Here is a 26,466-nt window from a genome sequence, read left to right as displayed (position 1 = left end):
ATAAGATAAGTGTTTTAATACTTCTGGCTTCCATTCGTATCCTCATTCTTTGGATGATAGGATTTGCAGCAGAAAAAAGGAAACTCCACCTTCATTTTCAGGCAAATACCATTCGTACTCATCGGGTGCTGTCTTTTATCTCGTTAGCCAAACAGCTCATAATTCACGGGTTTCCCCAGTTCAATATAAGAAAATTCAGCCGTATTATTACCTTGTTTCAGTTAGAATTTAATGAAAATTCCCCTTTTAATCACTTAATAAAAGGGGATTGAAAAAAATGAGAGGATCACTCAGAGCGATAGCGGAATCAAGGTTTTCCTTTATTTTTAGCCTTTTCGGAGCGATGAAAACCTTGATTTCGCTGTCGCTGCATCAAGGCTACGATTTAAATAACGTGCTAGGATGTTCCAAGTGAAACGACACGCAATCGGTTACCGTCGGGATCCAAGGCAAGAAAGGTGTAGCCAAAAGTTACTGTGGTGGGGGTTTGAAGTATCTTTGTGCCTTTGCTTTGCCAATGGACAAACAATTCGTCTACCTTGTGAGGAGCGTCTACAGTAAAAGCCAGCTCACCTCCTCGGGTTTTCTCATCCACAGGAGGCAGGACAGATGGGCTGGCTTTTAAACCTAAACTCATGCCGTTGGATAAAGTGAATGAGTTGAAAGTAGGGGATTCTTCTTGCGGCTTTTTACCAAATAGCTCCTGGTAAAATTGGGTACTGACAGCAAGATCATCGACATAAAGTATTATAGCCTTGGGTTCAATCATCATATTTTCCTTTAGTGTAGTGGTTATTGATTGAAGCCAGTTTAATGGGCCGTGATGACAGTTTTTGTCAGTAGTTAATTTAACGTGAGTTGTGTATAAAAAGCTTGTTTTATCCAGTCGTTACTTCGATGCCGTTCGGGCTGAGGAGAGGCGGTAGCCTCGTCTCGAAGCCTTAGCACCATGCCAAGGCTTCGAGACAGCGCTATCGCGCTTCCTCAGCCCGAACGGCATCGAAGTAACGACTGGTTCAAACAACTTTCTTATCCATAACTCATAATTTATTGTTCAGGTATATCATGTAGTACGCGCCATTTTTTTACCAGGTGCTGGCGGCGCTCAGGATAGCGTAGATTTGTAGGGATTAGTGTGATGATCCTGTCGGTTCGAAAATGGCGAAAGTCTTGCCTTAGTTCACACCAGGCAATAATGACATGAGTCTCTTCAAAAAAACCGAGCGCCAGAGGCCAGATAATACGCTGAGATTCATCGCCTTTGACATCAAGATACATCATTTCCAGTTTCTGCTCTTTACGAATCGCATAACGAATCAAGGCTTCTTTTTCATCGTCATGGGGCAGCGATGTTTTTGCAGGGCCAATGAATAACCCCGAAAACTCCAGTTGATGGCGCAGATCAGCAGGGAGTACCGCTGAAATTTTGGCCAAAGCATTGGTCGCTGCCTGCTTTAATTTTTCATCCGTTCTTCTGGCTACCCAGCGTGAACCAAGGACTAAAGCTTCAATTTCTTCTTCGGAAAACATTAATGGCGGCAACATGAATCCAGGCCGTAATACGTAACCAAGGCCTGGTTCTCCTTCGATTGAGGCACCTTGAGCCTGTAATGTTGCTATGTCACGATATAAGGTTCTCAGACTTATTCCCAGTTTATCAGCCAAGTGTTGTCCACTGACTGGATAACGATGTTGACGCATCAACTGGATAAGCTCAAAAAGGCGATGGGTTCTGGACACAATAGTAATCAGTAAATAAATGCTGCCATATTTTGGCAGCATTCAGATGAAATTTCTATCCCTGGGATGAATGGCACTTACTTAAGTCCGATCTACGTCGTCCTGAGCGCGTTTTTTTGCGCGAAGGATCTCCAAATATTGGCACCATGCCGCTTTCAGGAGATCCTTCGCGCAAAAAAACGCGCTCAGGACGACGTAGATCGGGGAATAGCAAAGATGTGTAGAGAGCCAGTTGCTTGCAGCCAGGAACTGACGCTCGTTACACAGCGGAAGTTCTAACTCAGTATCCATTCCCGGCTGCAAGCAGACCGGGCTACAAAATATCTTAAACAAGTGCTATTCATCTCAATGAGTTATGTTCTTTATATATGTAATTGGATTTAAATATGCTTACTGATTATTCCCATTCCACAGATAGGTATTTAAATCAACGCGGCCATTGAGGAAGGTAATGCCTTCCTTTTCCAGCAATTCCTTTTGGCGAAGGTAGGTAGGGCTATGTGGAGGAAAAGGAATTATTCCTCCGGATTTGATGACCCGATGCCAGGGGAGCTTGTATTTGTCAGTGCAGGAATGAAGAATCCAACCGACCTGACGTGCTCCGCGGGGTTTGTCGGCCAGTTCGGCAATAGAGCCGTAGGTTGCCACTTTTCCTCTGGGAATGGCTTTAATTAATTGAATGATTAAATTTGAAAATTCAGTGGGTGCAGTACTCAAGACATTTCTCTTTTGGTTTTATCCAATTATAACTTTTAATCCATTGCAATGCTTCTTTATTTGTAGCCCGTATTAGGCGCCAGCCGTAATACGGGATCGACGTGGCAATGAACTAATTCCTGTATTACGGCTGGCGCCTAATACGGGTTACGGAATTGCAAGAGATCTTACATATACATTGAATGGCGTATTTCTTCGAATCTTGCCTTATCCCGTTCCTGCATTTTCTCCGCTAACTCCAATTCCTTTTGTTTTTGTTCTTCTTGCTCTTTGAGTTTCAGGAGTTCAATCATATTCTGGGTTTTTAATTCCTGTAAAATGGCTGCTAATAAGAACTCAGAAGTTGTTTGCAAGGTTACTTCTTGAGTGGGTTGTTCTGGTTGTTGATTTTCTTTTGTTTCTTGCATCTCTGCGGACGGGGATTTTTGTTTTTGATTAAAAAAGAGTTGAGATTCCTTATTAGAATAAGGTTGAGTTGGTCTGTTGGTTCCATTGTTCAAAACTTTTTTTGCTGATTTACTCATGGTGATCTCCTTTTCCTTATGAGTCCGTTTCAGATTAATCCAACTTGCAAATCAAATGCAAATGTTTTTTTCAATTCATGCAAATTTTATGATGTTATTGTGAATGTTGCGCATTTTAAATTGTACTATAATTAAACAGGTGCACATCAATTAAGGAGATTGTCATGCTAGGATGGGCGTTGACATTTTTAATCATTGCATTAATTGCCGGTGTATTAGGTTTTGGCGGTATTGCTGGCACAGCGATGGGAATAGCCAAAATTTTGTTTTTCATCTTTTTGGTTTTGTTTGTTTTGTTCCTGGTTTTGGGACGAAGACCACCACCAACCTAATAGGTGATTTTACAAAGTTCATTTTATAGGCTAAACCCTATATACATGGAACCACAAAGAAACAACATGAAAAAACTGGCTGGCTTTATTGTATCTTTGGCAGTGATTGTTTTGGGAGCATATTATGCAATGGGGTTTGTAGCTCAGCGAACCCTGGATAGACATGTGAAAGCGATTACGCCTAATCTCTATTATACTGTTTCACTGAATCAATACGAGCGCGGCTGGTTTTGTTCTCATGCCGTGTTAGGGATGAAAATAAATCTTCCCGAACAAAATAACCTGCTTGCCAACGGTCAGACCCAGACTCATCCCAAAATGGACATTCAATTGAATTTGCCAATCAGCGTCACTCATGGCCCATTTATCTTTAACAAAACCGGGCTGCGTTTCGGTATCGCACAGGTAACGACCCAGCCGGAAACCCATTATGGCTTTTTTATTAATTATTTAAATCGCTCCGTTATCAATTATGCTTTGCCGGCATTTTCAATGGGCAGCCAAAGTGACAATCCAAACAGCAGCTTCCATTCGGATTGGAAAGGTTTAAATGCCATGCTGAGTGTGTCGCCTGATATAGACGATGCTCAAGGTGATTTTACCATGCTGGGATTGCATGTCGTTGCGAATCAGGTAGATCTGAATCTGGGGGAAATAGAACAGAGTTTTAATTTGAACCGCTCCAAAGAGGGCTTATGGCTAGGCGATTCTCACCTACGTGTTCCAGCGATTTCAGTTAAGGGTGATAACGGGCAACAATTTGTCATGAATGGTTTGGAGTTGCTGGGTAAGTCACATGTGGCTGATGACGCATTGAGTTTTAATCTGGAGCTGTCTTTGCACGATCTGGCTGTCAACAACAAAACTTTTGGCCCTGGAAATTTAAAATTAAGTCTGACACAACTGGATCCTGGTGCAATGGCTAATATTTATAAACAACTGGGAACCCTGTCCAACAACAGTAATTCCAATCTGGCTATGTTGGCCATCATGGCTGAATTGCCCAAATTGGTTTCCAAAGGATCACAACTCGAATTTTCTGAAACCCTGAAAGTACCAGAAGGGCAAGTCGTTGGTAATTTAAGTATTTCTTTACCAAAGAATGAAGGAGGGGATCCTTCTCAAGTGTTTGCCAAAGTACAAGGTTCAGGACAATTCAGGGCACCGATGGCTACTGTCAAAGAAGCGGTGGTTGCCTCTATTCACAGTAATGGAACACCTGTCACATCACAACAACCTTCAGTAACTCCGGGAGATGCGGCAACCACAATTCAACCTGTAACAACAGTAGCACCCGTTGACCCCCAAACCCAGGCAGATAATGTATTAAAAAAATTAGTCGATAAAGGGGTATTAACGGTCGATGGCAGTGATTATGTGATCCAGTTTAAAGTTGAAAATCAGCAATTGATGGTAAACGGTAAACCCTTTGATCCATCAATGTTGAACGCTGATAATTAAAATCCTGTGCTGTACTAAGCATAGGCGGCAACTTAAGAAAAAGATCCAAATGCTTGTTCCATCATTCTCTAGATCCACGTTGTCCTGAGTGCGTCTTTTGGCGCGAAGTTGATCTCCAAATATTGGCACCATGCTGCTTTCAGGAGATCCTTCGTGCCAAAAGACGCACTCAGGACGACGTGCTTGAATTATTTGATTGCCACTTCGATCCCGTATTACGGCTGGCGCCTAATACGGGCTACACTCGCTGCTCTCATAACCTAAAGAAAACCGAGCCGCGACCGTGAGGGAGCGGAAATTTTGGGTGTACACCTAATGAGTAATCAACAATGGAGTGCATCGAACTGTTCCGCTTCCTCACGGTCGCGGCTCGGTTTTCTTAGCATGATGCTCTTTTGTACTCTTGATTAGCGAGTCACAATACAGGTTCAAGGGGAAATGTCGTGGGGATTCCTCAGGACGACGTGGATTTGGGAACTATTCGTGCTTATTTTATGACTACTGTGGCCAACTATTGAAATGCTGTTGTGTTTAAATTATGATGCCAAAAAAGAGTGCAGTTGTTTTATTTAAAACCATCCTTGCCTCTCTGAAAAAGTTCAACAGGATTTTTGCAGTAGAATATTTTTTACCAGGAGTGTTGTATGTTACCTTTTGCCTTTGCCAGTTATAGCCAGACATTACAGTCTTTAAATCAAAAACCTGTTTACAATCGGGAATCTTCGATGCTTTTTCATGAAGAATTAGCGTCAAGTCAAACAACCGTCAGTGACTCTCGCGCTAATACAACTAATCATGATAAGACCCCTGCCAAAAAAGCAAGCGCTTCTCGTGAAAGGGCAACGTTGCAACCCATAAAGTCTGAACGGGAAACAAAGCGAACCAGTGAAGAAAAAAGAGACTCTTTCTTTTCTTTAAAAATTGGAAAGTTTTCTTTTGCGACAGGTCATGATAAGGAAAAAAGAGCAAACAAGAGTAGTTTCAGGCACTAATGGATTGCCGGGAAAAAATGTTCAGTGAATTGTAGTGAGTTGTAGCCCGTATTAGGCGGCAGCCGTAATACGGGAATTCCGAGCCTAATAGTCAGCAGATATCTGCGGATAGCTCTTGGTTATCGCTTGTGCCAGAATATTCAACATCTCGTTTATTGACTTGAATGTAGTGTCGGCACCATCCAAATCAGGAATATAGGGTTCTTTGGTTTTTTTGTCAAAATCAACAAGCGATAACGATTCGGTAACGTCATTTTCACCGCGATTAACTACAAAGCGATAGCGATGAATCTGATCTCCGCTGTTATATTCTACGGTAAAGAGAAATCCTGGATATTTTCCACTGTGCCGAATCATAAAATCACCAAGAGCTGGTTTTTGCTTCGCTGTTTTTTGAAATTGAGGGTGCAATTGTGGCGTTAAATCAGCATCTGACCAGACAACGAACGAATCCTCAACGGGCAGTGAGCGGAACATTGCAGCGGTCATAATATGCTTGCCCTGCTTGAATTCATAATGTGTTACTGCCATTTGGGTGGGCAACATTAAGAATTCTTTTTCCTGATAATTTTGAGACAGGTCGCTGATATCGAGACCAACCACATTTTTGAAATGATACTCCACTTGTTTATCATGCATGGCGTTACCTGTTGTGGAAGTGCTGTTTAATCCTGAAGCGATAAACAAGTGATTCTGGGTAATCAATTTACTAAAATTCAATGCAACGCCGCTGTTGCATTGTTGGGCAATGAGAGGGCCGTTAAAAATATCTATGCGTCGTATTACCGATTCCCTGCGTTGTGGTGCACGATTCAAGGCAGAAACAAGCATGGCGGTGTGTTTGATGACGACTCTTAAGGCTTCAGGATTTTTTCTTAAAGAGCTCAACTGGTTTCTCAGTAAGGCATTAACCTTTTTATAGATATTTTCCCCTGTGTAAAGGTTAAGTGCTGCAAGTTCAGCAAAAGTAAACTGATGGTCTTTAAAATAAGTCATGTGACGATTACAGTGTTCGAAATCCTCGATTTTTGTTATCTGGCGTGAGCCTATAATGGGCTTGTCATTAGAGTTATTAAGCATTTCAATGTAACGTTGCTGCTTTTCACTATCCAGAGTACCCAAATGGGATAATTCTGCTTTAGCCAAAAGAGCGCTTAAATTAAAAATTCTGTCGCTAAACTTTAAGAAAATTTCTCCCTGATAAAGCTGAATAGTAAAGGTATCTGAAGAAAATATTCTGTGAATTAAGCTTAAGAATTCTCTGGTTTCTTCACTCAGGTTTAACGGACCATGCGGCAGGGCGATTTCAGTATGGAGTAGCTGTTCACCTTTTTGTAATTTTAAAGCCAGGTATTTTTTAAAGTTCTCAGCCAGATTTTCCTGATTAGGATGATTGATTGCAGGTGCCTGCTTTATCATATTGAGCACTGCCGGTGCTATGGCCACAGTGTAGGCTGAGGGTTTGGCAACACGAGCCATTGCCTGGATGCAGGTTCTGAAACTTTGGGAACATTGATAGAATTGTTTCGGATTATAATCAAGGGGATGAGAACTTCCTGTTACCCGGTTTCCAGTGACGACGCACAGTTGATAGTTGTAATTAAAAATACGCTCCAGTTTCTTTTGATCATTTCCAAAGTAAGGAAGAATGTCTTTTTTTATACGGTGCATCTGACTTACGCTAAAACAGCGTATCAAATCAATTTCATGTGCCAGACGAATGAGAATGGCTATTGGGTCAGAAGTTGAATGAGACATGCTCATCAGGGGGATAAATTCTTCTACTTCTTTCAGGTTATTGAAGACATCAGTAAAGCCATTTTTTATCGCGTAAGCCGTTACATTCTGGAATAATTTCTGACTGTGAGCTTTGGCCAAAGCATAAGTATTTACCGTACAAATACCCTTATCTACATTCTGCTGCGCTTCATAAAATCCAATTTCATTTTCTCTTCCCATGACGGTAAACATCATGGCAAACATCGCCTTTTTTAAATCCCTGGCAGTGACTTTTTTAAAATCTGCTTTTCCTGAAGTACCTTGCTGTAATTCTGTTAACAGCACTGGCAGAAGATGGGCACTTCTGAGACTGTGTACAAAACCATGATTAGGTCTGTATATCACTTGTGAACCAAAGGGAATGAGCCAATCTGATTTGTTGGGTTCCCTGGAAAAATCAGGATGATAAAACAGATCAGGCGACAGATTCAGTGCTTCCAGGGTAACACCCGCAGGGAATGCTATTTGGGAGCCGCCACCATTGTAGGAACGGTTTAACAAAGCTTTGATGATATATAAAAGCCGGAGCGGAAGCTCAAGTTCCAGAAAGTGTTCCGGTATAGGTTCTGGTTGGAAAAACTGATGTGCCTGTGTTGAGGGGGCTACCGCCGGGGCTACGACTGGCGTTTCTGGAGGCGCCACTGGTGGCTGAGGAATGACTAGCCCATTCTCCAGTCCCTTTTTCAAGTCTAGTGATAAAGAAGCAGTATGTTCAGGATGACTGATACCACTGAGATTTTTAAGCCCGGATAATTGCAGAAATGCGTTTCTTGATTCTGTCGATGCAAAGAGAATAGTCCTGAGCCCGGTAGCTTGATCCCAGGTAAAACTGCCATCCACGAGCTCAAAATATAATCGTTCTGATCTGTCCGAAGGGCTTTGATTATAGTGTTTCAACAGAGGACTGCCAATCGTTTTGTTATAAACCTTTTGAAAGCTCAAGGCTTCAGCTTCGTTATTGAAAGCCAAAGCAATACTCCGCTCAGTATAGGTGACAAATAATTTGCCGGGAAGCGGCGCATTTGGCAAGGGCATGCTATGTACTCAGAATCAAAATTAATTGCGCTTAATTTTATCATGAAGAGCGGTATTTGTCCAAATAAGCATGAGAAGTCAGGTTAATGCTCACTGCCATTAAGTGATACTCCGCCGTCCCGCGGCTTGTCCGCGGGATCCAGAAATCTCACTCCGAGCGTAGATCCCTGGATCCCGCGGACAAGCCGCGGGACGGCGGAGCTCCGTAACTTAATATGGATAAGAATCTTGTTATCCAGTCGTTACTTCGATGCCGTTCGGGCTGAGGAAGCGCGATAGCGCGGTCTCGAACTGAGGAATCCCCACGAAATTTCCCCTTGAGCCTGTATTGTGACTCGCAAATCAAGAGTACAAAAGAGCATCATGCTAAGAACACTGAGCCGCGACCGTAAGGAAGCGGAACAGTTCGCTGCACTCCATTGTGGATTACTCATTAGGTGTACATCCAAAATTTCCGCTCCCTCACGGTCGCGGCTCGGTTTTCTTTAGGTAATGAGAGCATAAGGAAACAGAAGATCTAATGCTGATAAATAAATCATTTTCATGGGGATACTTCAGGTCTCGAAGCCAAAATCACCAATTCTGATTCCATTTGGCGAATCTTCTGGTAATCGCGGAAAATCGATTCGCGATCTCCAGCTAATGCGACTATTCCCAGGCTTGTCAGATAGTCTATAGTTTGAGGCACGAGGTCGCCATTTTTAAACCAGATATATTTATTGAAGAAGGTTGGTAATGTGGCAAGGTCTGCAAAAGCTTCCATATTGGTTAAGGTTCCTGTCGTTGAAGACTTTAAAAAAACAGGCAGCACTGTTTTTTGGAATACATAGTCTTTGGATGCAACGTCACCATCAACATAAATCTCAACTAACTTGTCCGTCTGGCTGCTGCCAGTAGCTTCACGGGCAAAGCCAACAACAGGGCCGCCGCACATTCTGGCGCCTGTTTCTATCAGGCGAGGGCCATCTTCGGTGAGCATGATTTCAGTGTGGGCAGCGCCCCAGCGAATTCCCAAAGCATCGAGAGCCTCTTTTGTGTAAGCGAATAATTCCCCATGTGCTTCTTCGTTAAAGGGTATAAATTCAACATGATCGTATACGGTTTTCCGGCCATTAAAAGCGGTTTTATTGTATTTAATTAAATGGGTCAAATAGTGTGAGCCATTCGCACTTACCGTGCCTACGGCATATTCTGTGCCTATGGCTTCTTCCTGGACTACCACTGTTTCATTCATTGTTCCGGTAAGTTTCGATGGTTCGGTCAATACCTGATGAAAGGCCTTTTTCCAATCTCCTTGGGCTGGAATATGGAAGACCTTGTCACTGCCCGCCGATATTGGCGGCTTAATGACAAGCGATGAATCAGCAAGTCCGTTGGCTTTAATCCAGGCTTCCACTTCTTTTTCCGATGCGGTATTTAGGGTTTTCAAAGCCGGTACACCAGCCTCATGTAACGATTTTTGCATCAGTGCCTTGTGTAATCGGTTCAGTGCTTTTTCTGGATCATTGGCAAGGTGAGGTGTCAGGGCTGCTGCCAAAGCTTCCGCAAGCGGAACTCCTTCTTCATCGCCAGGAATAATGGCAAGAGGGTCATAATCCTTAAGCCGTTCGACAAGATTGGGCTGATTGGGGATAATTTCGATAAAGTCTTCATGCTGAATGTGTGTACCAAAGCCTGCCCATTCCAGGGAATGAAGTGTTATGGCTATTACAGGTATTCCGCGTGCTTTAAAGGCAGGAGCTAATTCTATTCCCGAAGATATCGGGTTCACGATAATAACCGGTCTGTTCATGGATGATACTCCTTGTTGTCCAGGGAAGTGATGGATTGAATGTATGAGTCAGGCCTGACTAAAATGGCCTGATTTTTATAGTGAGCCGCCTTTGTCCATAAAGTATCTGTGCAGGGTTCCAGATAAATCTGAATGACTTGTACCTGCTCTGGAACTGTTGGCATGCATTCACAATGACCAAAGAGGAGGAGAGTAAATTTCGTGTAATCCAAAAGGGAATACAGCCGGGTTTTCTTATTGCCGTGAAACAGATTCATGTCAAAGAGACGAGTCCCCTCAAACCCTTCATCCCCATAACGAATTCCCATTCCAGTAATATTTCCGGCACGCTTTTCAACAATCTTTACATAATCCCGGGCATGGGTTCCTGTTGGGGAATACTTTGTGGAGCGGACGAGTTCGCCTGAACTGGCGATGACACTTTGTGCCACTGGCCGGCGTTCATTTGTATAGCTTTGTAACAGTTCTTCCGGAGCGTTGTAACGCATGACCCTATGCAGTTTCCACATCAGGTTAAATGCATCAGCAAGCCCGGTGTTCAGGCCTTGACCGCCATTTACCGAATGGATATGGCAGGCATCTCCTGCAAGAAAAACGCGATTGTGAATGAAAAATTCTTCCGCTACTGATTCCTTGACAGAAAATTGGGAAAACCAGGTGATGTGTTTAAAGCTTAAAATATGCGGTTGCAGTGCGCAATTAATTTTACCCAGTGCGTCTTCGAGGGTAAATTCTTTGGTGTCCATACGGACATAAAAGCGGTCAATGTCACCTTCTCTGGGAATCCAGGCTACATCGGAGGATTCTGCCTGAAACACGATGATTTCGGGAACTTTGGGAAAGTCTGTATCGATAATCCCATCTATAACCGCCCATACAATTTGTGGCCGGATGATTTCAAAAGGGATGTTAAAGTGATTGCGGACAAAAGACCGGGAGCCATCCGCACCAATTAAATAGCGTGACTGAATTTGCGTGCCATTGTCCAAAGTGGTGAGGCAGCCTTCTTCATTAAGTTCTATATGCGCCACCGTAGTAGAACGTTTCACTGCCGCCCCCATCTTTTTTAATTGTTCATCCAACAGTTTTTCAATATATGATTGGCCAAGCATGAGGAAATGGGGATGCAAACACCCCTCCAGCGTCTCCCACCATGAAGACTGGCGTGAAACAAATTGCCCATCAGCCCAAACTGAACTGGTATTGCAGGTTTTTCCCAAAGGGTAGAGGTCGGCAAATAAATCAGCCACTTCAAGCAGTTGTAAACTGCGCGCGTTAAGGGCATCTGCTCTGCCTGTTTCCAGTGGGCCTTGTGTCTTGTCGACAATCAAGGTCTGTAAGCCGCAAAGCTGACCCAGATAAGCACACATGAGGCCAACAGGGCCGGCACCTACAATAACGATGTCTGTAACTTCTGTGTTCATTGGTAAGATTCCAGTCCGGGGTTATCAAAAGGAGGGTTGCTTAACACATGAACCCGCTGAATATGGCGAGGGGACTTGGAGGTGAATCCTTCTCTGCCATGTAAGAGTGAAAAATTATCGGCAATGACGACATCACCCGTTTGCCATTCGTGGGCATAGAAGGTATCAGGAGCATAGAGCGCGTCTTGTAAACTGGCATGAAAACGTGCTGATTCTTCATGACTGATGCCGGTAAATTCAAGATCAGGAGGATTAAGAAAATGACCTTTATCTTGAGAGGGCGGTTCATTGTAACGAATGACCTGCATGTCTTTTCGCGGGTGCCTGGTGATAATGGGTGATACGGTTTTACTATTGTAAAATTCCATTTTTCTTTGATAGATGCCGGTTACTTTATTCCAAAGATCCTTTTCCTCTGCAGCGGCTTGGTTTAATGCCAAAACAGTGTTTGAAAAAGTGGTTCTGCCACCTTGTCCGGCAAGAGGGGCTTTTACGCAATGGAATATTTGATATTCAGGAACCTGGGGGCGATACATACCATCCCAATGCAGGGGAACATAGTTATTATCAAAAATATGGTCTTCAGGGTGTTCCTGTTCTATGAGTTCCAGTACTTTTCCAAAAGGCCAAATACTGATTTCTCCCCAGCGCTCACAATAATCGGCAAAGCCATCAGCGTTTTGAAACGTTGCAAAACCTCTTAATAACAGAAGTTGTTCCTGCCAAAATAACTGGCGTAATTCTTCCATATCCAGATCATTGATGTGAATGGCATGACTTACAGGCTCAATGAGCATGCCAAAGGGTTTCATGTGGGTTATTTTATAGGTCATGTTATACCTCTGTTACCTGGTTAATTATGGGGTCAATCCGAGTCGTGTGATCCGCGTCGCGTGATCCACGTCGTGTGATCCACGTCGTCCTGAGCGCGTCTTTTTGCGCGAAGGATCTCCCCGTATTGGCACCATGCCGCTTTCGGGAGATCCTTCGCGCAAAAAGACGCGCTCAGGACGACGTGCATTCGAATAAATATCATCCTAGTAAACTGTAATGGCTTTGTCGTCCGTCTGCGTTGTGAATCAAACGAGCACCCAAGGCTTCTGCTTCGGAGCGTTTGAGCAAGATGTATCCTTTTTTGCTTTCTACTGCGACGCCATGCCATGGGGTCATCCAGCTTTCATTTCCTACCAGACGAATCCCCAGCTTTTTGGCACCACAGGTTTGCGGATGTATCGATAATCGCACCGCGTCTGGAAAATGTTTTTCAATTAAATGGCTCCAGGCATTACTTCTTCTAATCACTTCACAAGCCTTATGACGGGATTCCTTTTGGATGGCTGTGCGGCTTTTGGTTTGGTTTTGATGCATGGCATCCTCAAACAAAAAGCGGGTGATGCCGCGATACATGCGAATGGCTTCCTGTTCATCAGCACTTGCCTTAGGCTTGGTGCCGTTGCGAATTTTCTGTTTGAGATATTCTGAGCTGTTTCCATAATGTTTCATCAGTTCTTCACGCATTTGGACAAAATCCAACCCTTGGTAAAAATCATCAAGATTAAAGGTGCTCACGTCGGTCAGGGACAGTTCTGCTATCAGCTTATCCAACTCGTATTGGTAAGCGCTGACATGTTCTTCTACCATGCCAACTACATCACTGAACACTCGTCCATCAGAACAAAGAATGATTTTAATTCCAGGGACGTATATCTTTTTGATACGCTGACACAGGTTGCCGAGAAAGCGAAGGGAAAGGCGTTCGGCCAGATCGGGCAGGTGCCCCAGTACTTTTTCAGGGTTGGGCGATTTGCCAGGAAAAGCCGGTAATACAAAAGTAACCGGTTTATTCTGAGCCACTGCAGAAATTATTTTGGGTAAGTGGTGGGCGCTGCAATCAGAGCATCTCAAATCGTTGCATGAGGCTATAGTTTCAGGAACACGGCGAAAGATCATGACTTCAGCCAAAATCCTTTTCGCCATTTCGATAGCAAAATCATTATGCGATGATTCATTCATCGCGATATCATTTTCGAATGTCATTAAATTATACGCTGTGTTGCTCATGTTTACCTCATTAAAATTAAGTGGAATCCGAGCCGCTCAGATTGCTTGCCTGATAAAATAGTACTCACCTTCAGCCAATAAATAAAATGACTTATTTTAATGGTTGTGATAAATTTTATTTATGCCTGATCTTAATGAATGCTGTAATGTCTTTATTATTGAGTGATATCAAATACTTCATAACAGTGAGTGAAACCCTGAATATGACCCGGGCTTCTGAAATTGTGGGTATCTCTCAGCCCGCTTTTAGTTATGCGGTGAAACGTCTGGAAGACAGATTAGGTGGGCAGCTGCTTATCCGGCTTAAAAATGGCATTCAATTAACGAAATTGGGTGAAGAGTTTAAAAAGCGTGCCCATCGTCTGATTTATGAATGGGAGCATGCTCAGAACCTGGCTCATCCTGAATCAGGCCTGGTGCAGGGAAGTTATACCATTGCCGTTCACCCCTCCGTTGCCTTGTACACACTTGAATATTTTTTGCCAAAATTACAGCATGATTTTCCCAAACTTGATTTTAATTTCATTCATGGTCTTTCGAGAGAGATGACGGAAAAAGTGATCAGTTGGGAGGCCGATTTTGGCATTATTGTGAATCCTATAGAACATCCGGATTTGGTGATTAGTCCACTGTGTACCGATGAAGTTACTGTTTTCTATGCGGAGCGGACACAAGATAAACTGATTTATGATAAAAACCTCGCCCAATCGCAGTACATACTGAAAAACCTGAACAACAGGATACATTTTAGTGGTGTGCTCAGTTCTTCCAATCTGGAAGTTGCGGCTAAATTAACTGCGATAGGCCTGGGTTATGGCATTTTACCTTCGAGGGTTGCTTCGCAATATCCCAAACTTAAAAAACTGCAAGACGCACCAGTATTCAGAGATGATATTTGCCTGGTATATCGACCTGAAAAACACAACAATTCAGTCAGTAAAAGCATTATCCAGGCGATTAAGATTTTGTCTACAGCTCATAGGTAGCCTTGATTTCGCTGTCGCTGCATCAAGGCTACGGTTTTTATACATCACGTCAGTGTTCACTTACAAAGCATACCTATTGTCTTTTAGTTTAAAGTTTGTAACCATGTGGTCAATGGATTTTTTTTAAACTACAAGGAGGTAATATGAGTGATTTAATGAGCGCACCTAGTAATTTATTTAGGTTCTTCACTCCCAATAAGATCCAGGAAAAACTGCACATGGAAAATCTGGATGATGATTCCATTGATGATTTAGCTTTTATTGCTACCAATCTTGTCGGCGCGGCAGCAACCGCAGCGGTTGTTTTAGGTGTTGCCGGAACATTGTTGATAGCGGCTTCTCCATTATTGTTACCAGCAGTACCTTTGGTACCCTTGGCTGCAGCGGCCTGATCCTGGGCGCCACAGAATAACTGCTCCGCTTCCTGACGGTCGCGGCTCGGTTTCCGGTGCACGATAAAGTAAATACGAACGCACGAAAACCGAGCCGCGACCGTGAGGAAGCGGAATTTTTATTGCGGCACAAAACCTGATTTAGTGCGTAGCCCGGTCTGCTTGCAGCCGGGATCGAAGTGGCACGATCCCGGCTGCAAGCAGACCGGGCTACAGTTTATACTCAGATATTCGAACCCATTTTCAAATAATTACCGCATTCAGGAGCTACGGCCTGAAACAAACCTGTCGTTTCATTTGGGCGTAACAGACCAAAAAGACCCAGAGAAACAGGCGATGAGCCTGAGCAATTCATTTCAGCAGGTTTAATTTTTAATTCATTTAAGGATGCAGCAATCAATTCTGCAATAGCCGCTGGCTCGCAAGGTAATGCTTCAACTTGTTCCTGATTCATATGCGCCAGAGTATCGATAAAGGCACTGATCATTTGTCCTCTTCGGCTTAATCCGCGTACTTCATCTGAGTCTGGATAGTAATCCATAGTAACAAGTAATTGCCACGCGGCACCATCACTGCCTTTGATTTCTTTGGCAAATTCTGAGCCGGCAGTAACTCCATAACCCGTTGCAACTTTGGGTTTATTGCTTTTTTCTGCCTGGACAATAGCTGCTTTCATAAAATGAGCGGGTAATTCAATAGCTGAAGTAAGCAAGCATTGAATGTCATTAGCACCAATAAGACCTGATGAATTGGCTCCAAGCCCAATTACGGCAGCATCCTGGACAGGTTTGTCCGCATCCAAATCAGCTTCTGTAAAATCATGCATAAAGCTTTCAATCGTCACGCCATGACTGTGTTTGTCATTAACCGATACACTCACGCGGGTTTTAGCACACTCATTAGCACCCTCCAAACCAACAGGTTGTTCTGCCTGACCTGCAATTTCTTTTTTCTGAATATCAAGTTGCTTTTCGATTTCATCTAAAGTCATCATCCTTCCTTTCAATGCCAGGGACCATTGGATAAATAACTTCGATGCATCTTTCTTCAATGCTTTTTCCGAGGTCACCAAAATCTGCTCTGCAGAAGGAGAGCATTGATGCAGGAATTGAAGCAACACTGTAACATTTTCCTGCTGTTGCTGTTCAGTCAAGGGGAGAACCTGCGACACACTAAACTGCTTTCGGTATTGCACGAAGGCTGCAATTTCCCCTTCTGTTTTTTCTTTGCTTTTATCGCTACTGGCAAGTAAATTGTAGAGTTTATAATAAACAGCCTGAGCTTCTGTTTCAGTCTTTAGAGCAAAAATTGCTTTTAATTCCTGCACTGCCTGTTCCATAATCATGCTTTAATACCTCTGATGCTTTGTTATAAATGAATTGCGATTTTGATTTATTATATTACATTGTGTCAATTGCAAGATCTTATATTGTCCTTTTAGAACAGGTCGTTGTCCTCTAATGACTGATTATGGATAGGGTTTGGATACAACTGTTCCGCTCCCTCACGGTCGCGGCTTGGTTCTCGTGCGTTCGTATTCACTTTATCTTGCACCAGAAAACCGAGCCGCGACCGTCAGGAAGCGGAACAGTTATAAGAGAAACCAATAATTGCTTATAATCAGTTAATTTGATACTGTTCGCCATAAGATACAAGTCCAAAAAACCAAAGGAAAATGGTGAAATTATGTTATCAGAAAAAGCAATCCCACTTGCGTATTTTATTACATTCACTTGTTATGGAACCTGGCTGCATGGAGAAAAACCAAGTTCCGTTGATCGATTCAATAATACTCCTCAAACCAATTTTTTGCCTTTTAATAAAAAACGATCACATTTAGTAAAAATGAAAATGTCAGAAACTCCTTATTCTCTCGATGAGTCCAGGCGGTCTATTGTTTTAAATTCGATTATTAAAGCATGCAAACATCGTCAATGGGTGCTCTTGGCCGCACATGTGCGATCCAATCATGTGCACCTCGTTATTCATACGCTATTACAACCAGAAACAATTATGAATACGATAAAATCATATGCCTCCCGTCATTTAAATTTAATGCAATTGGATGGTAGTAGAATAAATCGATGGACAAGGCATGGCAGTACACGATATCTATGGAATGAATCAGAAGTTGAATCCACAATACAGTATGTAATTAATGAGCAAGGCTTGCCAATGGCTGTTTTTGAAAATAAAAATCGAATACTCCATACAAATTACTAGCTGTCCCTTACGGTATAATACCCGGCTGTGTGCTTCGACAAAAAGTTCCGCTCCTTAACAGTCGCGGCTCGGTTTTCTGGTGCACGATAAAGTGAGTACGAATGCACGAAAACCGAGCCGCGACCGTGAGGAAGCGGAACAGTTGTGCTGGCACGTACTTTATTTTTTAGCTCTACATGGATGAAGGGATACACAGGCGTTTGTGCTTCGACAAAAAGTTCCGCTCCTTAACAGTCGCGGCTCGGTTTTCTGGTGCAGGATAAGTGAATACGAACGCACGAAAACCGAGCCGCGACCGTGAGGGAGCGGAGCAGTTGTGTTGGCACGTACTTTATTTTTTTAGCTATACAGGGAAAAGGGATACACAGGCATTTGTGCTTCGACAAAAAGTTCCGCTCCTTAACAGTCGCGGCTCGGTTTTCTGGTGCAGGATAAGTGAATACGAACGCACGAAAACCGAGCCGCGACTGTGAGGGAGTGGAGCAGTTGTGCTGGCACGTACTTTATTTTTTAGCTCTACATGGATGAAGGGATACACAGGCATTTGTGCTTCGACAAAAAGTTCCGCTCCTTAACAGTCGCGGCTCGGTTTTTTGGTGCAGGATAAAGTAAATACAACGCACGAAAACCGAGCCGCGACCGTGAGGGAGCGGAGCAGTTGTGTTGGCACGTACTATCCCGGTTTTTCAATTGTTCTTAAAACATGTGAATGCATTTGGACGTCAGGCGTTCTTTGGGGGAAAAAAGATAAACCTGTAAGATTTTAAACATAGTATTCATTAGAACCAATTGTTGACTTATTGATCAATATTGATTATTATGTTTCAATTTGTACGTTGTTGGGCATTGGTTATGATAACAAAATTAGATGAAGCACTGAGAAAGCAAGATTGGAGTGAAATTTTCACGATTTGTTTTGAACCCAGTAATTCTCCTATGAAAAATTCTTCGTGGAAGGATTTTCCTTTTTCCGAAATAACCCTTAATTTATCTTTGCTCTACGGTTATTATCCACTTACTGTAAAATTATTGGAATCAGGCGTGTTACCTGATGAAGATACTTTACTCTGCGCTTTGTTTTCAGATTCCAACAATCCTGGCAGTTATCAATTTGACGGTCAGCATTTTAATTCCATCTCTGAGTATTTGTTAGCTCGAGGTGTCGATACAAGAAAATCGCTACAGCATCTGCCCTTCGCATACCAGCCAAACTCATTATTACAAAAAATTGATCCTCTTTGTCATTGCTCCGTGCCAACTGCGGCAGCTTCTTTAAGATATGCAGAAGCACATTTAACCTTCTTACAGAAGTACGGCAGCTTTTCAGGTTTGAAAAGACGGGTGGAATTAAACAGTTCCTGGCAGGGTAAACAAAAAGAAGTTAAAGATTTAAAGGGAAAATCGGTTGATTCAGGTGCATCCGAGAGAAAAGGGAAAATGAAGGAGGCTAGTGATAACTGGAATAGCTTTCCCGTTGAAACTGATTTTTTTAGTGAGATTGAAGCGTCTTCCTCTATGTTGACATTTTTTAATCCGTCCTCTCGTCGTACAGCCTATAAAGTTTTGCCTGATAGCGATTCTGAAGTTGGAATGGAGTATGAAGGTTATCAAGACGTCGATCTTTCTGATATGGCAACAAGTCCAGATAGTGAGGATGTTTCTCCACCTGCTGTTGTATTCGCTAATGCCATTGTTATTCCCAATGCAATAGTTCCTGTTGTTACCAATAATGTCCCTCTGGCACTTGGTGCATATAACCTTGATGCAGATACTGACGATTTGGAAGGATACATTAGTTTTAGCCTTTAAAACTCAGGCTAAGACTCTCGCCTGCACCAGAAAAATGTGTAATCAACTGGGTTCTAACGCGGGTTAGGGTATTAAATTGGTTGATTTAAAAATATAAAAAACTGTAGCCTTGACTTCACCGTCGCTTCATCAAGGCTACGCCTATTTTAAATCAACCCCTCTTATTACTGCCCGGGCTAAGAATCAACTAAAGCCCAGCTGAATTCTCGTGCTATCCGGTTCTTGAGCTGTGCCTCCAGAGCCAAAAAAGCTGAATAAGGAACCCAGCATTGAAGCAGAATTGGCGTAATCATACATCTGCAGAGCGGTTTCATTCTTGCTGTTTTTCTGAGTCACATCAGCTCCGTGTTTAACGAGCAAATCAATCCACTCTTTTTCCAGATTTTGTGCTGCAATATGAATAGGGAAGTTGCCGGCAGGATCTGCGATGGATAAACCCAATTTCTGCGTTATCAGATATTTAATTGATTCTCTGGGATGGTTTCTTCCTCCTGGCAGCCATGAAGGAAGCCAGTCTGAAATTTTGGGATAAGTATTAAGGCCCAGCAACAGCGGAGTGTAGGCCTGTGAGGAATTGGTTTTTACAGTCAAGAGTTCTGGTTGATGGGTATTTAAGAACTCCAGTATCCTCACGCGGTTGTTATACACAGCATAGTGTGCAATTCCCCAGCCTGATAAATAGTATTGGGTGGATGCTACTGCAGAGGGGCTGCATTGATTATAAATCATTTCAAATGCGGCAAGATTTTCCTGAATGATATCTTCCAGAAGAACCATATTTAATTCATCATTTTTGAATTCAAATAATTCGTTAATGCTTTCCAGATCATTTTTTGCGGCTGCCTGGCAAATTGCATAATTGATGCTGGCAGTGAACTGAGAGGTTAATTTGCCAAACTGTTCTGCGAAGGCGAAATCGGGTTGTCCTGCGCGTTGCATTAATAATTTATACAAGATGCGAGCGTCTTTATATTTGCTTTTTTCCAGATAGATTGAACATAAAATAATAGAAGCCATGTCTTTTTCTTTTTGAATTTTAGAATGGTTATTTATGGTTAATGCCAATTGTTCAAGAATCTCTTTTAACTGGGTGCTTTGATCAAAACGGTTTGCAACTTTTGCTTCACTAAGAAGATCACGAAGAATTGCCAGTAACTGCGGTGCTGATTCATCATTCATGATTGCTTTTGTTGCGAGATATTGGCTCAATTTAAATTGGGCTTTATCGATTTTGGAATGTTTAGTTAAAATTTGCAGTGCTATTTGATCATATTTGCTTGCTTTTAACAGGAAATTTAAACTATTAATGCGTGGTTCTTTACCCTTGAGTATTGCCTCAACATACTCTTTCATCGTGTTTTCTTCAGTTGTTTTTTCTCTGGCCATAAAGTTTTTAAGAAAATCACTGAAAGAAAAATCTGTTGCCGCTGAAACCCCAATCTGGGAAGAGGGGGTGCTGTTTAACTCATTGAGCAAGCGATCGTAAGAAGTTCTTTTTTCCCTGTCGGTCAATATCCGTTTCGCTTCTGACAGGTGCGAAAAAATTTCCGAGGCGTTTTGATCCTTGTTTCTATCCGGATGGTATCTGATTGACAGTTTTCTGTAGGACTTGTTTATTTCGTCCGTACTGGCAGAATGGGCTACTTCAAGAATATCGTAATAACTCTTTTTGGAGGCTCTATAATAGTTGCCTGCCATACTGACTTCACCATTGTCTAACATAAGTCTCCCTTTATTTACATCTACGACATCGCGGATTTTACCCATAGAATTAAAATAAAGTACAGAAGGGGTACGAAAGAAAAAAACTACGTCGTGCACTCTTAGGAGGGTGACTTGACTAACAACTAAAATGCCCTTAAGAATAGGAATTTACTCCTAACCTGGATGTTCATGGCAAGATTAATTCATTATGCGGCTTTAGGACTGTTATTCTCTTCGCCATTACATGCCTCTTTTATTGAACAGACACTGGGGGCTGCTGTGGTCAATGATGCGACCGCCGCTTATTTTAATCCCGCAGCATTAACCGTTTTATCTCAAAAGCAACTGATTACTTTAGGGACTGCTGCCCGATCTGAATTTCAATTCAGCGGCAATGCACAAAGAATATCTTTGGGTATGGCTGAGTCTGGAGTAGCCACCACCCGATCCCATTTCTTTTTGCCATCCTTGTATTTGGGCATGCCTGTCAATGATACATTTGCAGGGGGATTTGCTGTTGTTGTGAACGATTTTAATCGGGAACTGGATAATCATTCCATTCTTCGTTACGTTCAGGCGCCTAATAAAATCAAGAATGTAGATTTAGTGCCAGCTATTGGAATGAAGCTCAATGAGGTCGTGTCTCTGGGGGCGAATCTGAATTATTCTCATGCCCATTTTCTCCAGGAGCCGCTTTCAGGTCTGCCTCGTTTAAATATTCCCGAAAGCCGCAGCCGTAATGACAGCCGGGGAACCAGTTTAGGCTGGGACGCCGGGCTTTTACTCAAGCCGGGGAAAAGAACTGCCCTGGGATTTAATTACCGCAGTGCAGTTACCTATCATTTTAATGGCAGCAGTACATTGAATGGTCCCTTAGCGATTTCTTCTGCTGATTATCATTTTAAATACTGGACACCAGCCAGAAGTGTGGTGTCGGTTAGTCATTTTCTGAATGAAAAAGCGGGGCTGATAGGAACCATTCAATACCTGCAATGGGATATTTTTAAAGACACTAATATTTATAATTTTGCTGCCCTGTCGGGCTCAAAAGCAGTTATCGTAGCGAATGCACCGGTTCGTTATCATTTCCATAACAGTTGGCTTTTAACGCTGGGAAGCATTTATAAAATATCACCAAAGTGGATAGCGCGAGTCGCCGGAACTTATAATCAGTCGCCAGCAAATGGACAATTCCAGATAGCTACTGGCGACAGTTACGTCATTGGTTCTTCTGTTGGCTATAAAATCATGAAAAACCTTGCCGTAGATTGCAGTTATGCCCATGCTTTTTTCAAAGATGAAACGATTAATATTCATACCGCACAAAATAATATTAACGGGGTAAATCAAGGCGCACATGATTCGGTGTCGCTTAAATTAACTGTGTCGGTTTGAGCGAAGGTAATGGTACGCAGCTCTCCGTGCCTCAACGAAAATTCCGCTCCTTAACAGTCGCGGCTCGGTTTTCTGGTGCAGGATAAAGTGAATACGAAGGCACGAAAACCGAGCCGCGACCGTGAGGAAGCGGAGCAGTTGTACTGGCAGGTATTTTATTTCCTGCACTTATCAAGCGCGTTTACACGATACAAAACATGTTGTGACAGCTTATGATTGGGATCCAGTCTGGGATGAGCAAAAGAGCCCTCTTCATCATGCACCATGCCAATTTTCTCCATCACGTTTCTTGAGCGCAGGTTATCTGGAACCGTAAAGGCTACTATTTCATCCAGACCAAGCGGGTTAAAGCCATACTCTAAAGAAGCCAAAGCCCCTTCTGTTGCATAACCTAAACCCCAATATTGGGAGCCGAGCCGCCAGCCAATTTCAACAGCCGGGGAGAAATGAGCAGGCTTGTCAAAGTAATTGAGACCAATAAATCCGATTAACTCACCCGTCTCTTGTAATTCCGCTGCCCATAACATGTACTGACGATCTTTTAATTGCTGGTTTTGATATTCCATAAAATCGTTAACCTGTTCTTGAGACATAGGACCAGCTAAGAATTCAAGAACCTTATTGTCCTGATTCATGTGCAAGAATGGCTCTTTGTCTTTTTCCAGCCAGGGTCTGAGTATCAGGCGAGATGTTTTGAGTAGGCGCATGTCGGGTTCCTGTTAGTATTGGCGGGGGCGGGAGGATATACTGTATCAGGCTAAACTGCAATATCTAATCAAGCGTGTAGCCCGTATTAGCGAAGCGTAATACGGGATCGAAGTACTCCTGAATCCTGATTTTTTTCCCGTATTACGCTATCGCTAATACGGGCTACGGATCGGGAATGACCTTGAACATTACCAACTAACCGGTTTGGGATTTCTGCTGTCAAATCCCATTTGATGCCAGTAAGGGTAGATGGGGTGGATATGGCTGGCAGCATCCAGTTTGGCTACTTGCTCCTTGGTTAAATTCCAGCCCACAGCGCCAAGATTTTCCTTCAGTTGTACTTCATTACGAGCACCCACCACAATATTCGCCACAGTAGGGCGTTGCAGTAACCAATTGAGTGCTACCTGACTTACGGATTTTCCCGTTTCATTGGCAATACGCTCCAAGGCATCCACTACGGTGAATAAATATTCGTCCTCAACTTGCGGACCGCCTTGTGCTCCTCCTGCTTTGATACGTCCTTCGGGCAATGGCTGGCCTCGTTTGATTTTTCCAGTGAGGCGACCCCAGCCTAACGGGCTCCAAACCATCAATCCAAGCCCCTGATCCAGGCCTAAGGGCATTAACTCCCATTCATAATCACGACCAATAAGCGAATAATAGCCTTGATAAGACACATAACGTTCAAAATTATACTGTTTTGATACGGCAAGCGACTTCATCACATGCCAGCCAGAAAAGTTAGAGCACCCTATATAACGAACCTTACCGCTCTGAATTAAATCATCGAGCGTACGAAGTGTTTCTTCAACGGGTGTCAGGGCATCAAAGCCATGCATGAAGTAAATGTCTATATGATCAGTACCCAGACGTTTCAGGCTTGCTTCACAGGCACGCAACAAATGGTAGCGGGATGAACCTTGTTCATTGGCACCTTCGCCTACAGGAAAGGTGGCTTTGGTTGAAATCAAAACCTTATCGCGCTTGCCCTTAAGTGCCTTACCCAAAATTTCCTCTGAAGCGCCTTGCGAATAAATATCGGCCGTATCAAAAAGATTTATTCCCGCTTCCATGCAAATATCAATCAAACGAGAAGCCTCTTTGACATCCGTACTGCCCCATTTTTTAAAAAATTCATTAGACCCGCCAAAGGTTCCTGTACCAAGACTGAGCGCCGAAACCTTGAGGCCTGAATGCCCTAATTGCCTGAATTCCATTTGATTCTCCTTATCCTTCAGGATTACTTAGCGTTTAGACTTCTCAGTATAGACATGAAAAACTTTTCCAACAAATTATGGAGGACCCGATCTACGTCGTCCTGAGCGCGTCTTTTTTGCGCGAAGGATCTCCAAATCCTGGCATTATGCCGCTTTCAGGAGGTCCTTCGCGCAAAAAGACGCGCTCAGGACGACGTGGCTTGGTGATCCCGGCTGCAAGCAGACCGGGCTACAAACCCAATTACTACGCCCATCAAGTCACCTCTACGATGGCCTGATAATTAGTGCAATGCCAACTGTTCGTCTTGTGACCATGACTGAGCCAAATGTTCTTTTGAAACAGCTAATGCTTTTGAAGTTTTATCGATGTTGGCTTTATCCGCGTATTGTTCTCGCAGTTTTAAAGCCTGATGCAGATATTCAAGTGCACTCTCATGTTCGCCTGTTTCCTGCAAGCAACGGCCTAAATTGTAATAGGCTGAGGATAACAGTGGATTATCAGCCGTATAAACAACAATTGCTAATTTCAAAGCGCTTAAAGCCAGCGGTTTTGCAGAAGCGTATTGACCCTCCCTGAAGGACAATACAGCTCTTTCGCGCAGATTTTTTTCACGGCCCATGAAACATTCCTGCTGTTCACTTATCTTTTTAAAATGCATGCGTTCCTGTGCATGTTTATGGACAAGGAGCAGTGTAGAAAGGATGGTATCACGGTTGTCTGATGCGGGTATTTTTTTAAAGTTTTTAATGAGACTACTGAGAAAAGCTATGGCTGTTTCCAATGAGTCTATCACTTCAACTCGCTGTGCGGGGTAGCGCAGGATTTGGGCTAAGTGTTGGATGTGTCTCAGAACAATCGCTTTGCTGTCGTAATTGTTTAAATAGAGTTCTAATAGTGGGACTAAATGATCACATGTTTCCTCAACACTATTTCCAGCTTTGATGCAGGTAAAAATTTCTAAAATAAGCTGATGCATTTTAGGGTATATGGTGTCTAGCAGTTCACCCATTGCAAAGCGACTCATTTCATTCTGCGTCAAGGGGTGTTGTGAGACCAGTTGCAGTTCATTGCGTGGCACGGGAACCCAATGAATGCCATCAAAAATGTTGACCTGTTTGATTAGGCGTAATCCTGTTTCCTTTTCTTCACGCAAGCCAAACAATTGCCGCAGTTTTTGTACTGTTTCCATCGGCGTTTCCTGGGGATGGTGTGCGAGGCTAAAGGGCAGATTTTGGTGATCCTGTATAAAATTTAACTTAAAAGTCCTGGAGGAATCTTTCTCAATCTGGATGCCATCCACATCAGAAGTAACTGTATGGAAGGAGGGGGTAATAGCCAAATTCATCATTCCGAATTTTAGCAGCAGTATTTCTGTAATTACATTATGGCCACGGTAGTAAATAGACATTGATGCCCCTTCACCCACCCAATCAATATCAGCTGCCAGACAGGGAGCAATTGACGCCAGATTTCTATCCGCATGAGCTAATACCATTCGCGATTTACCGGTGATGACGATGATATTGCAGGCAGAAAAATTGTCGGTATAAAGACCGGTAAACTGACTGTCAACTGCGGTGTCTAAGCGTGCAGTGCGGCCTTGGGGAACATAGAGTACATGCTGAGTCATTATTTATATAAACCAGGGAGATTAGTGATGGGTCAAAATTATACCTTAGGGGAAATAAATTGACCATTTGTGATTGTTGAAAAATGTTCACATTGTCCTGAAATCACCGAATGTTGGCCGTTAAAAACATGATTTAATAGTACTTGATAAGTAAAATATTGGTTCACAGTGGTTTTAAAATGGTATTTTTTGGTCTTAAGTGGGGTTGATTTAAAATAAGCGTAGCCTTGATTACGCTATCGCTCTGAGTGATCCTCTCATAATTTTAATCTCGTAAAAAGATGTAAATAAACAGGATGATCATCGCAAGTAGCCCCTCCACCTTCGGGGGAGGGTGCCCGACAGGGTGGGTGGGGGATCAAAAAGAGAACTCATTTAAGGTAAAGGTCTAAAATAACATGGTCTATTTGATAGAAACTCCTTTTTTGATCCCCCCATCCGCCCTGTCGGGCACCTTCCCCCGGAGAGGGGAAGGCGATCCTGCATAGTTCTGAATGGTACTCAATATGAGAGGATCACTCAGCGCTATCGCTGCATCAAG

22 protein-coding genes and 1 pseudogene are annotated in these 26,466 nt (G+C 43.0%); 9 read left to right on the top strand and 14 right to left on the bottom strand.

Annotation, left to right across the window (positions count from 1 at the left end; translation table 11 throughout):
* A pseudogene (locus B094_RS17495) lies at positions 1-272 on the top strand (IS4 family transposase); the annotation flags it as partial.
* A gap of 125 nt (positions 273-397) precedes the next feature.
* Here the strand turns inward: B094_RS17495 and B094_RS0110050 are convergent.
* The 4 genes from B094_RS0110050 to B094_RS0110035 all read right to left on the bottom strand — a co-directional run bounded on the left by B094_RS0110050 (position 398) and on the right by B094_RS0110035 (position 2,981).
* A complete protein-coding gene (locus B094_RS0110050) occupies positions 398-772 on the bottom strand; it encodes a VOC family protein (protein WP_051078212.1) in 375 nt (124 codons plus the stop codon).
* Between the two features lie 275 nt (positions 773-1,047).
* On the bottom strand, positions 1,048-1,782 hold the full coding sequence (locus B094_RS0110045; RefSeq protein WP_018577683.1) for a helix-turn-helix transcriptional regulator: 735 nt from the start codon (positions 1,780-1,782) through the stop codon (positions 1,048-1,050).
* 348 nt (positions 1,783-2,130) lie between these two features.
* Positions 2,131-2,457 (bottom strand): MGMT family protein, encoded by a 327-nt coding sequence (locus B094_RS0110040; RefSeq protein ID WP_018577682.1) that lies wholly within the window; start codon positions 2,455-2,457, stop codon positions 2,131-2,133.
* Between the two features lie 167 nt (positions 2,458-2,624).
* Positions 2,625-2,981 (bottom strand): hypothetical protein, encoded by a 357-nt coding sequence (locus tag B094_RS0110035; RefSeq protein ID WP_018577681.1) that lies wholly within the window; start codon positions 2,979-2,981, stop codon positions 2,625-2,627.
* A gap of 164 nt (positions 2,982-3,145) precedes the next feature.
* Between B094_RS0110035 and B094_RS16950 the strand changes: the two genes are divergently transcribed.
* The 3 genes from B094_RS16950 to B094_RS0110020 all read left to right on the top strand — a co-directional run bounded on the left by B094_RS16950 (position 3,146) and on the right by B094_RS0110020 (position 5,766).
* Positions 3,146-3,313 (top strand): DUF1328 domain-containing protein, encoded by a 168-nt coding sequence (locus tag B094_RS16950; RefSeq protein WP_018577680.1) that lies wholly within the window; start codon positions 3,146-3,148, stop codon positions 3,311-3,313.
* 66 nt (positions 3,314-3,379) lie between these two features.
* Positions 3,380-4,774: a YdgA family protein gene (locus tag B094_RS0110025; RefSeq protein WP_018577679.1), complete on the top strand. Its 1,395-nt coding sequence runs from the start codon at positions 3,380-3,382 to the stop codon at positions 4,772-4,774.
* Between the two features lie 644 nt (positions 4,775-5,418).
* Complete coding sequence (locus tag B094_RS0110020; RefSeq protein ID WP_018577678.1) at positions 5,419-5,766, top strand: hypothetical protein; 348 nt, start codon at positions 5,419-5,421, stop codon at positions 5,764-5,766.
* Between the two features lie 84 nt (positions 5,767-5,850).
* On the opposite strand, the gene B094_RS0110015 is transcribed toward B094_RS0110020, so the two are convergent.
* The 5 genes from B094_RS0110015 to B094_RS0109995 all read right to left on the bottom strand — a co-directional run bounded on the left by B094_RS0110015 (position 5,851) and on the right by B094_RS0109995 (position 13,833).
* Entirely contained in the window at positions 5,851-8,514 is a 2,664-nt protein-coding gene (locus tag B094_RS0110015; RefSeq protein WP_155823802.1) for a SidE phosphodiesterase domain-containing protein, read from the bottom strand.
* Between the two features lie 607 nt (positions 8,515-9,121).
* Positions 9,122-10,372: an ATP-grasp domain-containing protein gene (locus B094_RS0110010; protein ID WP_018577676.1), complete on the bottom strand. Its 1,251-nt coding sequence runs from the start codon at positions 10,370-10,372 to the stop codon at positions 9,122-9,124.
* The gene (locus B094_RS0110005) at positions 10,369-11,796 is read right to left on the bottom strand and encodes an FAD-binding protein (RefSeq protein ID WP_018577675.1); all 1,428 of its coding nucleotides are present in this window, start codon (positions 11,794-11,796) and stop codon (positions 10,369-10,371) included. Before B094_RS0110005 ends, B094_RS0110010 begins: the two co-directional genes overlap by 4 nt.
* The gene (locus B094_RS0110000) at positions 11,793-12,629 is read right to left on the bottom strand and encodes a TauD/TfdA dioxygenase family protein (RefSeq protein WP_018577674.1); all 837 of its coding nucleotides are present in this window, start codon (positions 12,627-12,629) and stop codon (positions 11,793-11,795) included. The genes B094_RS0110005 and B094_RS0110000 overlap by 4 nt, the downstream gene beginning before the upstream one ends.
* A gap of 199 nt (positions 12,630-12,828) precedes the next feature.
* On the bottom strand, positions 12,829-13,833 hold the full coding sequence (locus tag B094_RS0109995) for an L-tyrosine/L-tryptophan isonitrile synthase family protein (RefSeq protein WP_420324221.1): 1,005 nt from the start codon (positions 13,831-13,833) through the stop codon (positions 12,829-12,831).
* 170 nt (positions 13,834-14,003) lie between these two features.
* On the opposite strand from B094_RS0109995, the gene B094_RS0109990 reads away from it, so the two are divergent.
* Complete coding sequence (locus B094_RS0109990; RefSeq protein ID WP_026253973.1) at positions 14,004-14,843, top strand: LysR family transcriptional regulator; 840 nt, start codon at positions 14,004-14,006, stop codon at positions 14,841-14,843.
* Between the two features lie 143 nt (positions 14,844-14,986).
* Positions 14,987-15,235, top strand: a complete 249-nt coding sequence (locus B094_RS0109985; protein ID WP_018577671.1) for a hypothetical protein — start codon at positions 14,987-14,989, stop codon at positions 15,233-15,235.
* 223 nt (positions 15,236-15,458) lie between these two features.
* On the opposite strand, the gene B094_RS0109980 is transcribed toward B094_RS0109985, so the two are convergent.
* Complete coding sequence (locus B094_RS0109980; protein WP_018577670.1) at positions 15,459-16,580, bottom strand: hypothetical protein; 1,122 nt, start codon at positions 16,578-16,580, stop codon at positions 15,459-15,461.
* A 341-nt stretch (positions 16,581-16,921) separates the two neighbouring features.
* Between B094_RS0109980 and B094_RS0109975 the strand changes: the two genes are divergently transcribed.
* Together B094_RS0109975 and B094_RS0109970 are read left to right on the top strand one after the other, a co-directional pair.
* Positions 16,922-17,458, top strand: a complete 537-nt coding sequence (locus tag B094_RS0109975) for a transposase (RefSeq protein WP_018577669.1) — start codon at positions 16,922-16,924, stop codon at positions 17,456-17,458.
* Positions 17,459-18,310: 852 nt separating this feature from the next.
* A complete protein-coding gene (locus B094_RS0109970) occupies positions 18,311-19,267 on the top strand; it encodes a hypothetical protein (protein WP_156412804.1) in 957 nt (318 codons plus the stop codon).
* 183 nt (positions 19,268-19,450) lie between these two features.
* Here B094_RS0109970 and B094_RS16510 read toward each other — a convergent pair whose 3' ends face one another.
* On the bottom strand, positions 19,451-20,989 hold the full coding sequence (locus B094_RS16510; RefSeq protein WP_018577667.1) for a DnaJ domain-containing protein: 1,539 nt from the start codon (positions 20,987-20,989) through the stop codon (positions 19,451-19,453).
* Between the two features lie 171 nt (positions 20,990-21,160).
* Between B094_RS16510 and B094_RS0109960 the strand changes: the two genes are divergently transcribed.
* Positions 21,161-22,366, top strand: coding sequence for an OmpP1/FadL family transporter (locus B094_RS0109960; RefSeq protein ID WP_018577666.1), 1,206 nt, complete (start codon positions 21,161-21,163; stop codon positions 22,364-22,366).
* A gap of 155 nt (positions 22,367-22,521) precedes the next feature.
* On the opposite strand, the gene B094_RS0109955 is transcribed toward B094_RS0109960, so the two are convergent.
* The 3 genes from B094_RS0109955 to B094_RS0109945 all read right to left on the bottom strand — a co-directional run bounded on the left by B094_RS0109955 (position 22,522) and on the right by B094_RS0109945 (position 25,925).
* Entirely contained in the window at positions 22,522-23,073 is a 552-nt protein-coding gene (locus tag B094_RS0109955) for a GNAT family N-acetyltransferase (protein WP_018577665.1), read from the bottom strand.
* 189 nt (positions 23,074-23,262) lie between these two features.
* Positions 23,263-24,294, bottom strand: coding sequence for an aldo/keto reductase (locus B094_RS0109950; protein ID WP_018577664.1), 1,032 nt, complete (start codon positions 24,292-24,294; stop codon positions 23,263-23,265).
* A 281-nt stretch (positions 24,295-24,575) separates the two neighbouring features.
* Positions 24,576-25,925 carry a tetratricopeptide repeat protein gene (locus B094_RS0109945; protein WP_018577663.1) on the bottom strand — a complete coding sequence of 450 codons (1,350 nt, stop codon included), beginning with the start codon at positions 25,923-25,925 and terminating at the stop codon, positions 24,576-24,578.
* Between the last annotated feature and the right edge of the window lie 541 nt (positions 25,926-26,466).

It is taken from the genome of Legionella shakespearei DSM 23087 (genome assembly GCF_000373765.1).
Classification (GTDB): domain Bacteria; phylum Pseudomonadota; class Gammaproteobacteria; order Legionellales; family Legionellaceae; genus Legionella; species Legionella shakespearei.
The sequence above is the reverse complement of the archived record's forward strand: the minus strand, read 5'-3'. Positions and strand labels throughout refer to the sequence as shown.

Coding starts and splice junctions, on each gene's coding strand:
- B094_RS0110050 (WP_051078212.1), bottom strand. CDS start 772: ATGATGATTGAACCCAAGGCTATAATACTTTATGTCGATGATCTTGCT.
- B094_RS0110045 (WP_018577683.1), bottom strand. CDS start 1,782: ATGCTGCCAAAATATGGCAGCATTTATTTACTGATTACTATTGTGTCC.
- B094_RS0110035 (WP_018577681.1), bottom strand. CDS start 2,981: ATGAGTAAATCAGCAAAAAAAGTTTTGAACAATGGAACCAACAGACCA.
- B094_RS16950 (WP_018577680.1), top strand. CDS start 3,146: ATGCTAGGATGGGCGTTGACATTTTTAATCATTGCATTAATTGCCGGT.
- B094_RS0110025 (WP_018577679.1), top strand. CDS start 3,380: ATGAAAAAACTGGCTGGCTTTATTGTATCTTTGGCAGTGATTGTTTTG.
- B094_RS0110020 (WP_018577678.1), top strand. CDS start 5,419: ATGTTACCTTTTGCCTTTGCCAGTTATAGCCAGACATTACAGTCTTTA.
- B094_RS0110010 (WP_018577676.1), bottom strand. CDS start 10,372: ATGAACAGACCGGTTATTATCGTGAACCCGATATCTTCGGGAATAGAA.
- B094_RS0110005 (WP_018577675.1), bottom strand. CDS start 11,796: ATGAACACAGAAGTTACAGACATCGTTATTGTAGGTGCCGGCCCTGTT.
- B094_RS0110000 (WP_018577674.1), bottom strand. CDS start 12,629: ATGACCTATAAAATAACCCACATGAAACCCTTTGGCATGCTCATTGAG.
- B094_RS0109995 (WP_420324221.1), bottom strand. CDS start 13,833: ATGACATTCGAAAATGATATCGCGATGAATGAATCATCGCATAATGAT.
- B094_RS0109990 (WP_026253973.1), top strand. CDS start 14,004: ATGTCTTTATTATTGAGTGATATCAAATACTTCATAACAGTGAGTGAA.
- B094_RS0109985 (WP_018577671.1), top strand. CDS start 14,987: ATGAGTGATTTAATGAGCGCACCTAGTAATTTATTTAGGTTCTTCACT.
- B094_RS0109980 (WP_018577670.1), bottom strand. CDS start 16,580: ATGATTATGGAACAGGCAGTGCAGGAATTAAAAGCAATTTTTGCTCTA.
- B094_RS0109975 (WP_018577669.1), top strand. CDS start 16,922: ATGTTATCAGAAAAAGCAATCCCACTTGCGTATTTTATTACATTCACT.
- B094_RS0109970 (WP_156412804.1), top strand. CDS start 18,311: ATGATAACAAAATTAGATGAAGCACTGAGAAAGCAAGATTGGAGTGAA.
- B094_RS16510 (WP_018577667.1), bottom strand. CDS start 20,989: ATGTTAGACAATGGTGAAGTCAGTATGGCAGGCAACTATTATAGAGCC.
- B094_RS0109960 (WP_018577666.1), top strand. CDS start 21,161: ATGGCAAGATTAATTCATTATGCGGCTTTAGGACTGTTATTCTCTTCG.
- B094_RS0109955 (WP_018577665.1), bottom strand. CDS start 23,073: ATGCGCCTACTCAAAACATCTCGCCTGATACTCAGACCCTGGCTGGAA.
- B094_RS0109950 (WP_018577664.1), bottom strand. CDS start 24,294: ATGGAATTCAGGCAATTAGGGCATTCAGGCCTCAAGGTTTCGGCGCTC.
- B094_RS0109945 (WP_018577663.1), bottom strand. CDS start 25,925: ATGACTCAGCATGTACTCTATGTTCCCCAAGGCCGCACTGCACGCTTA.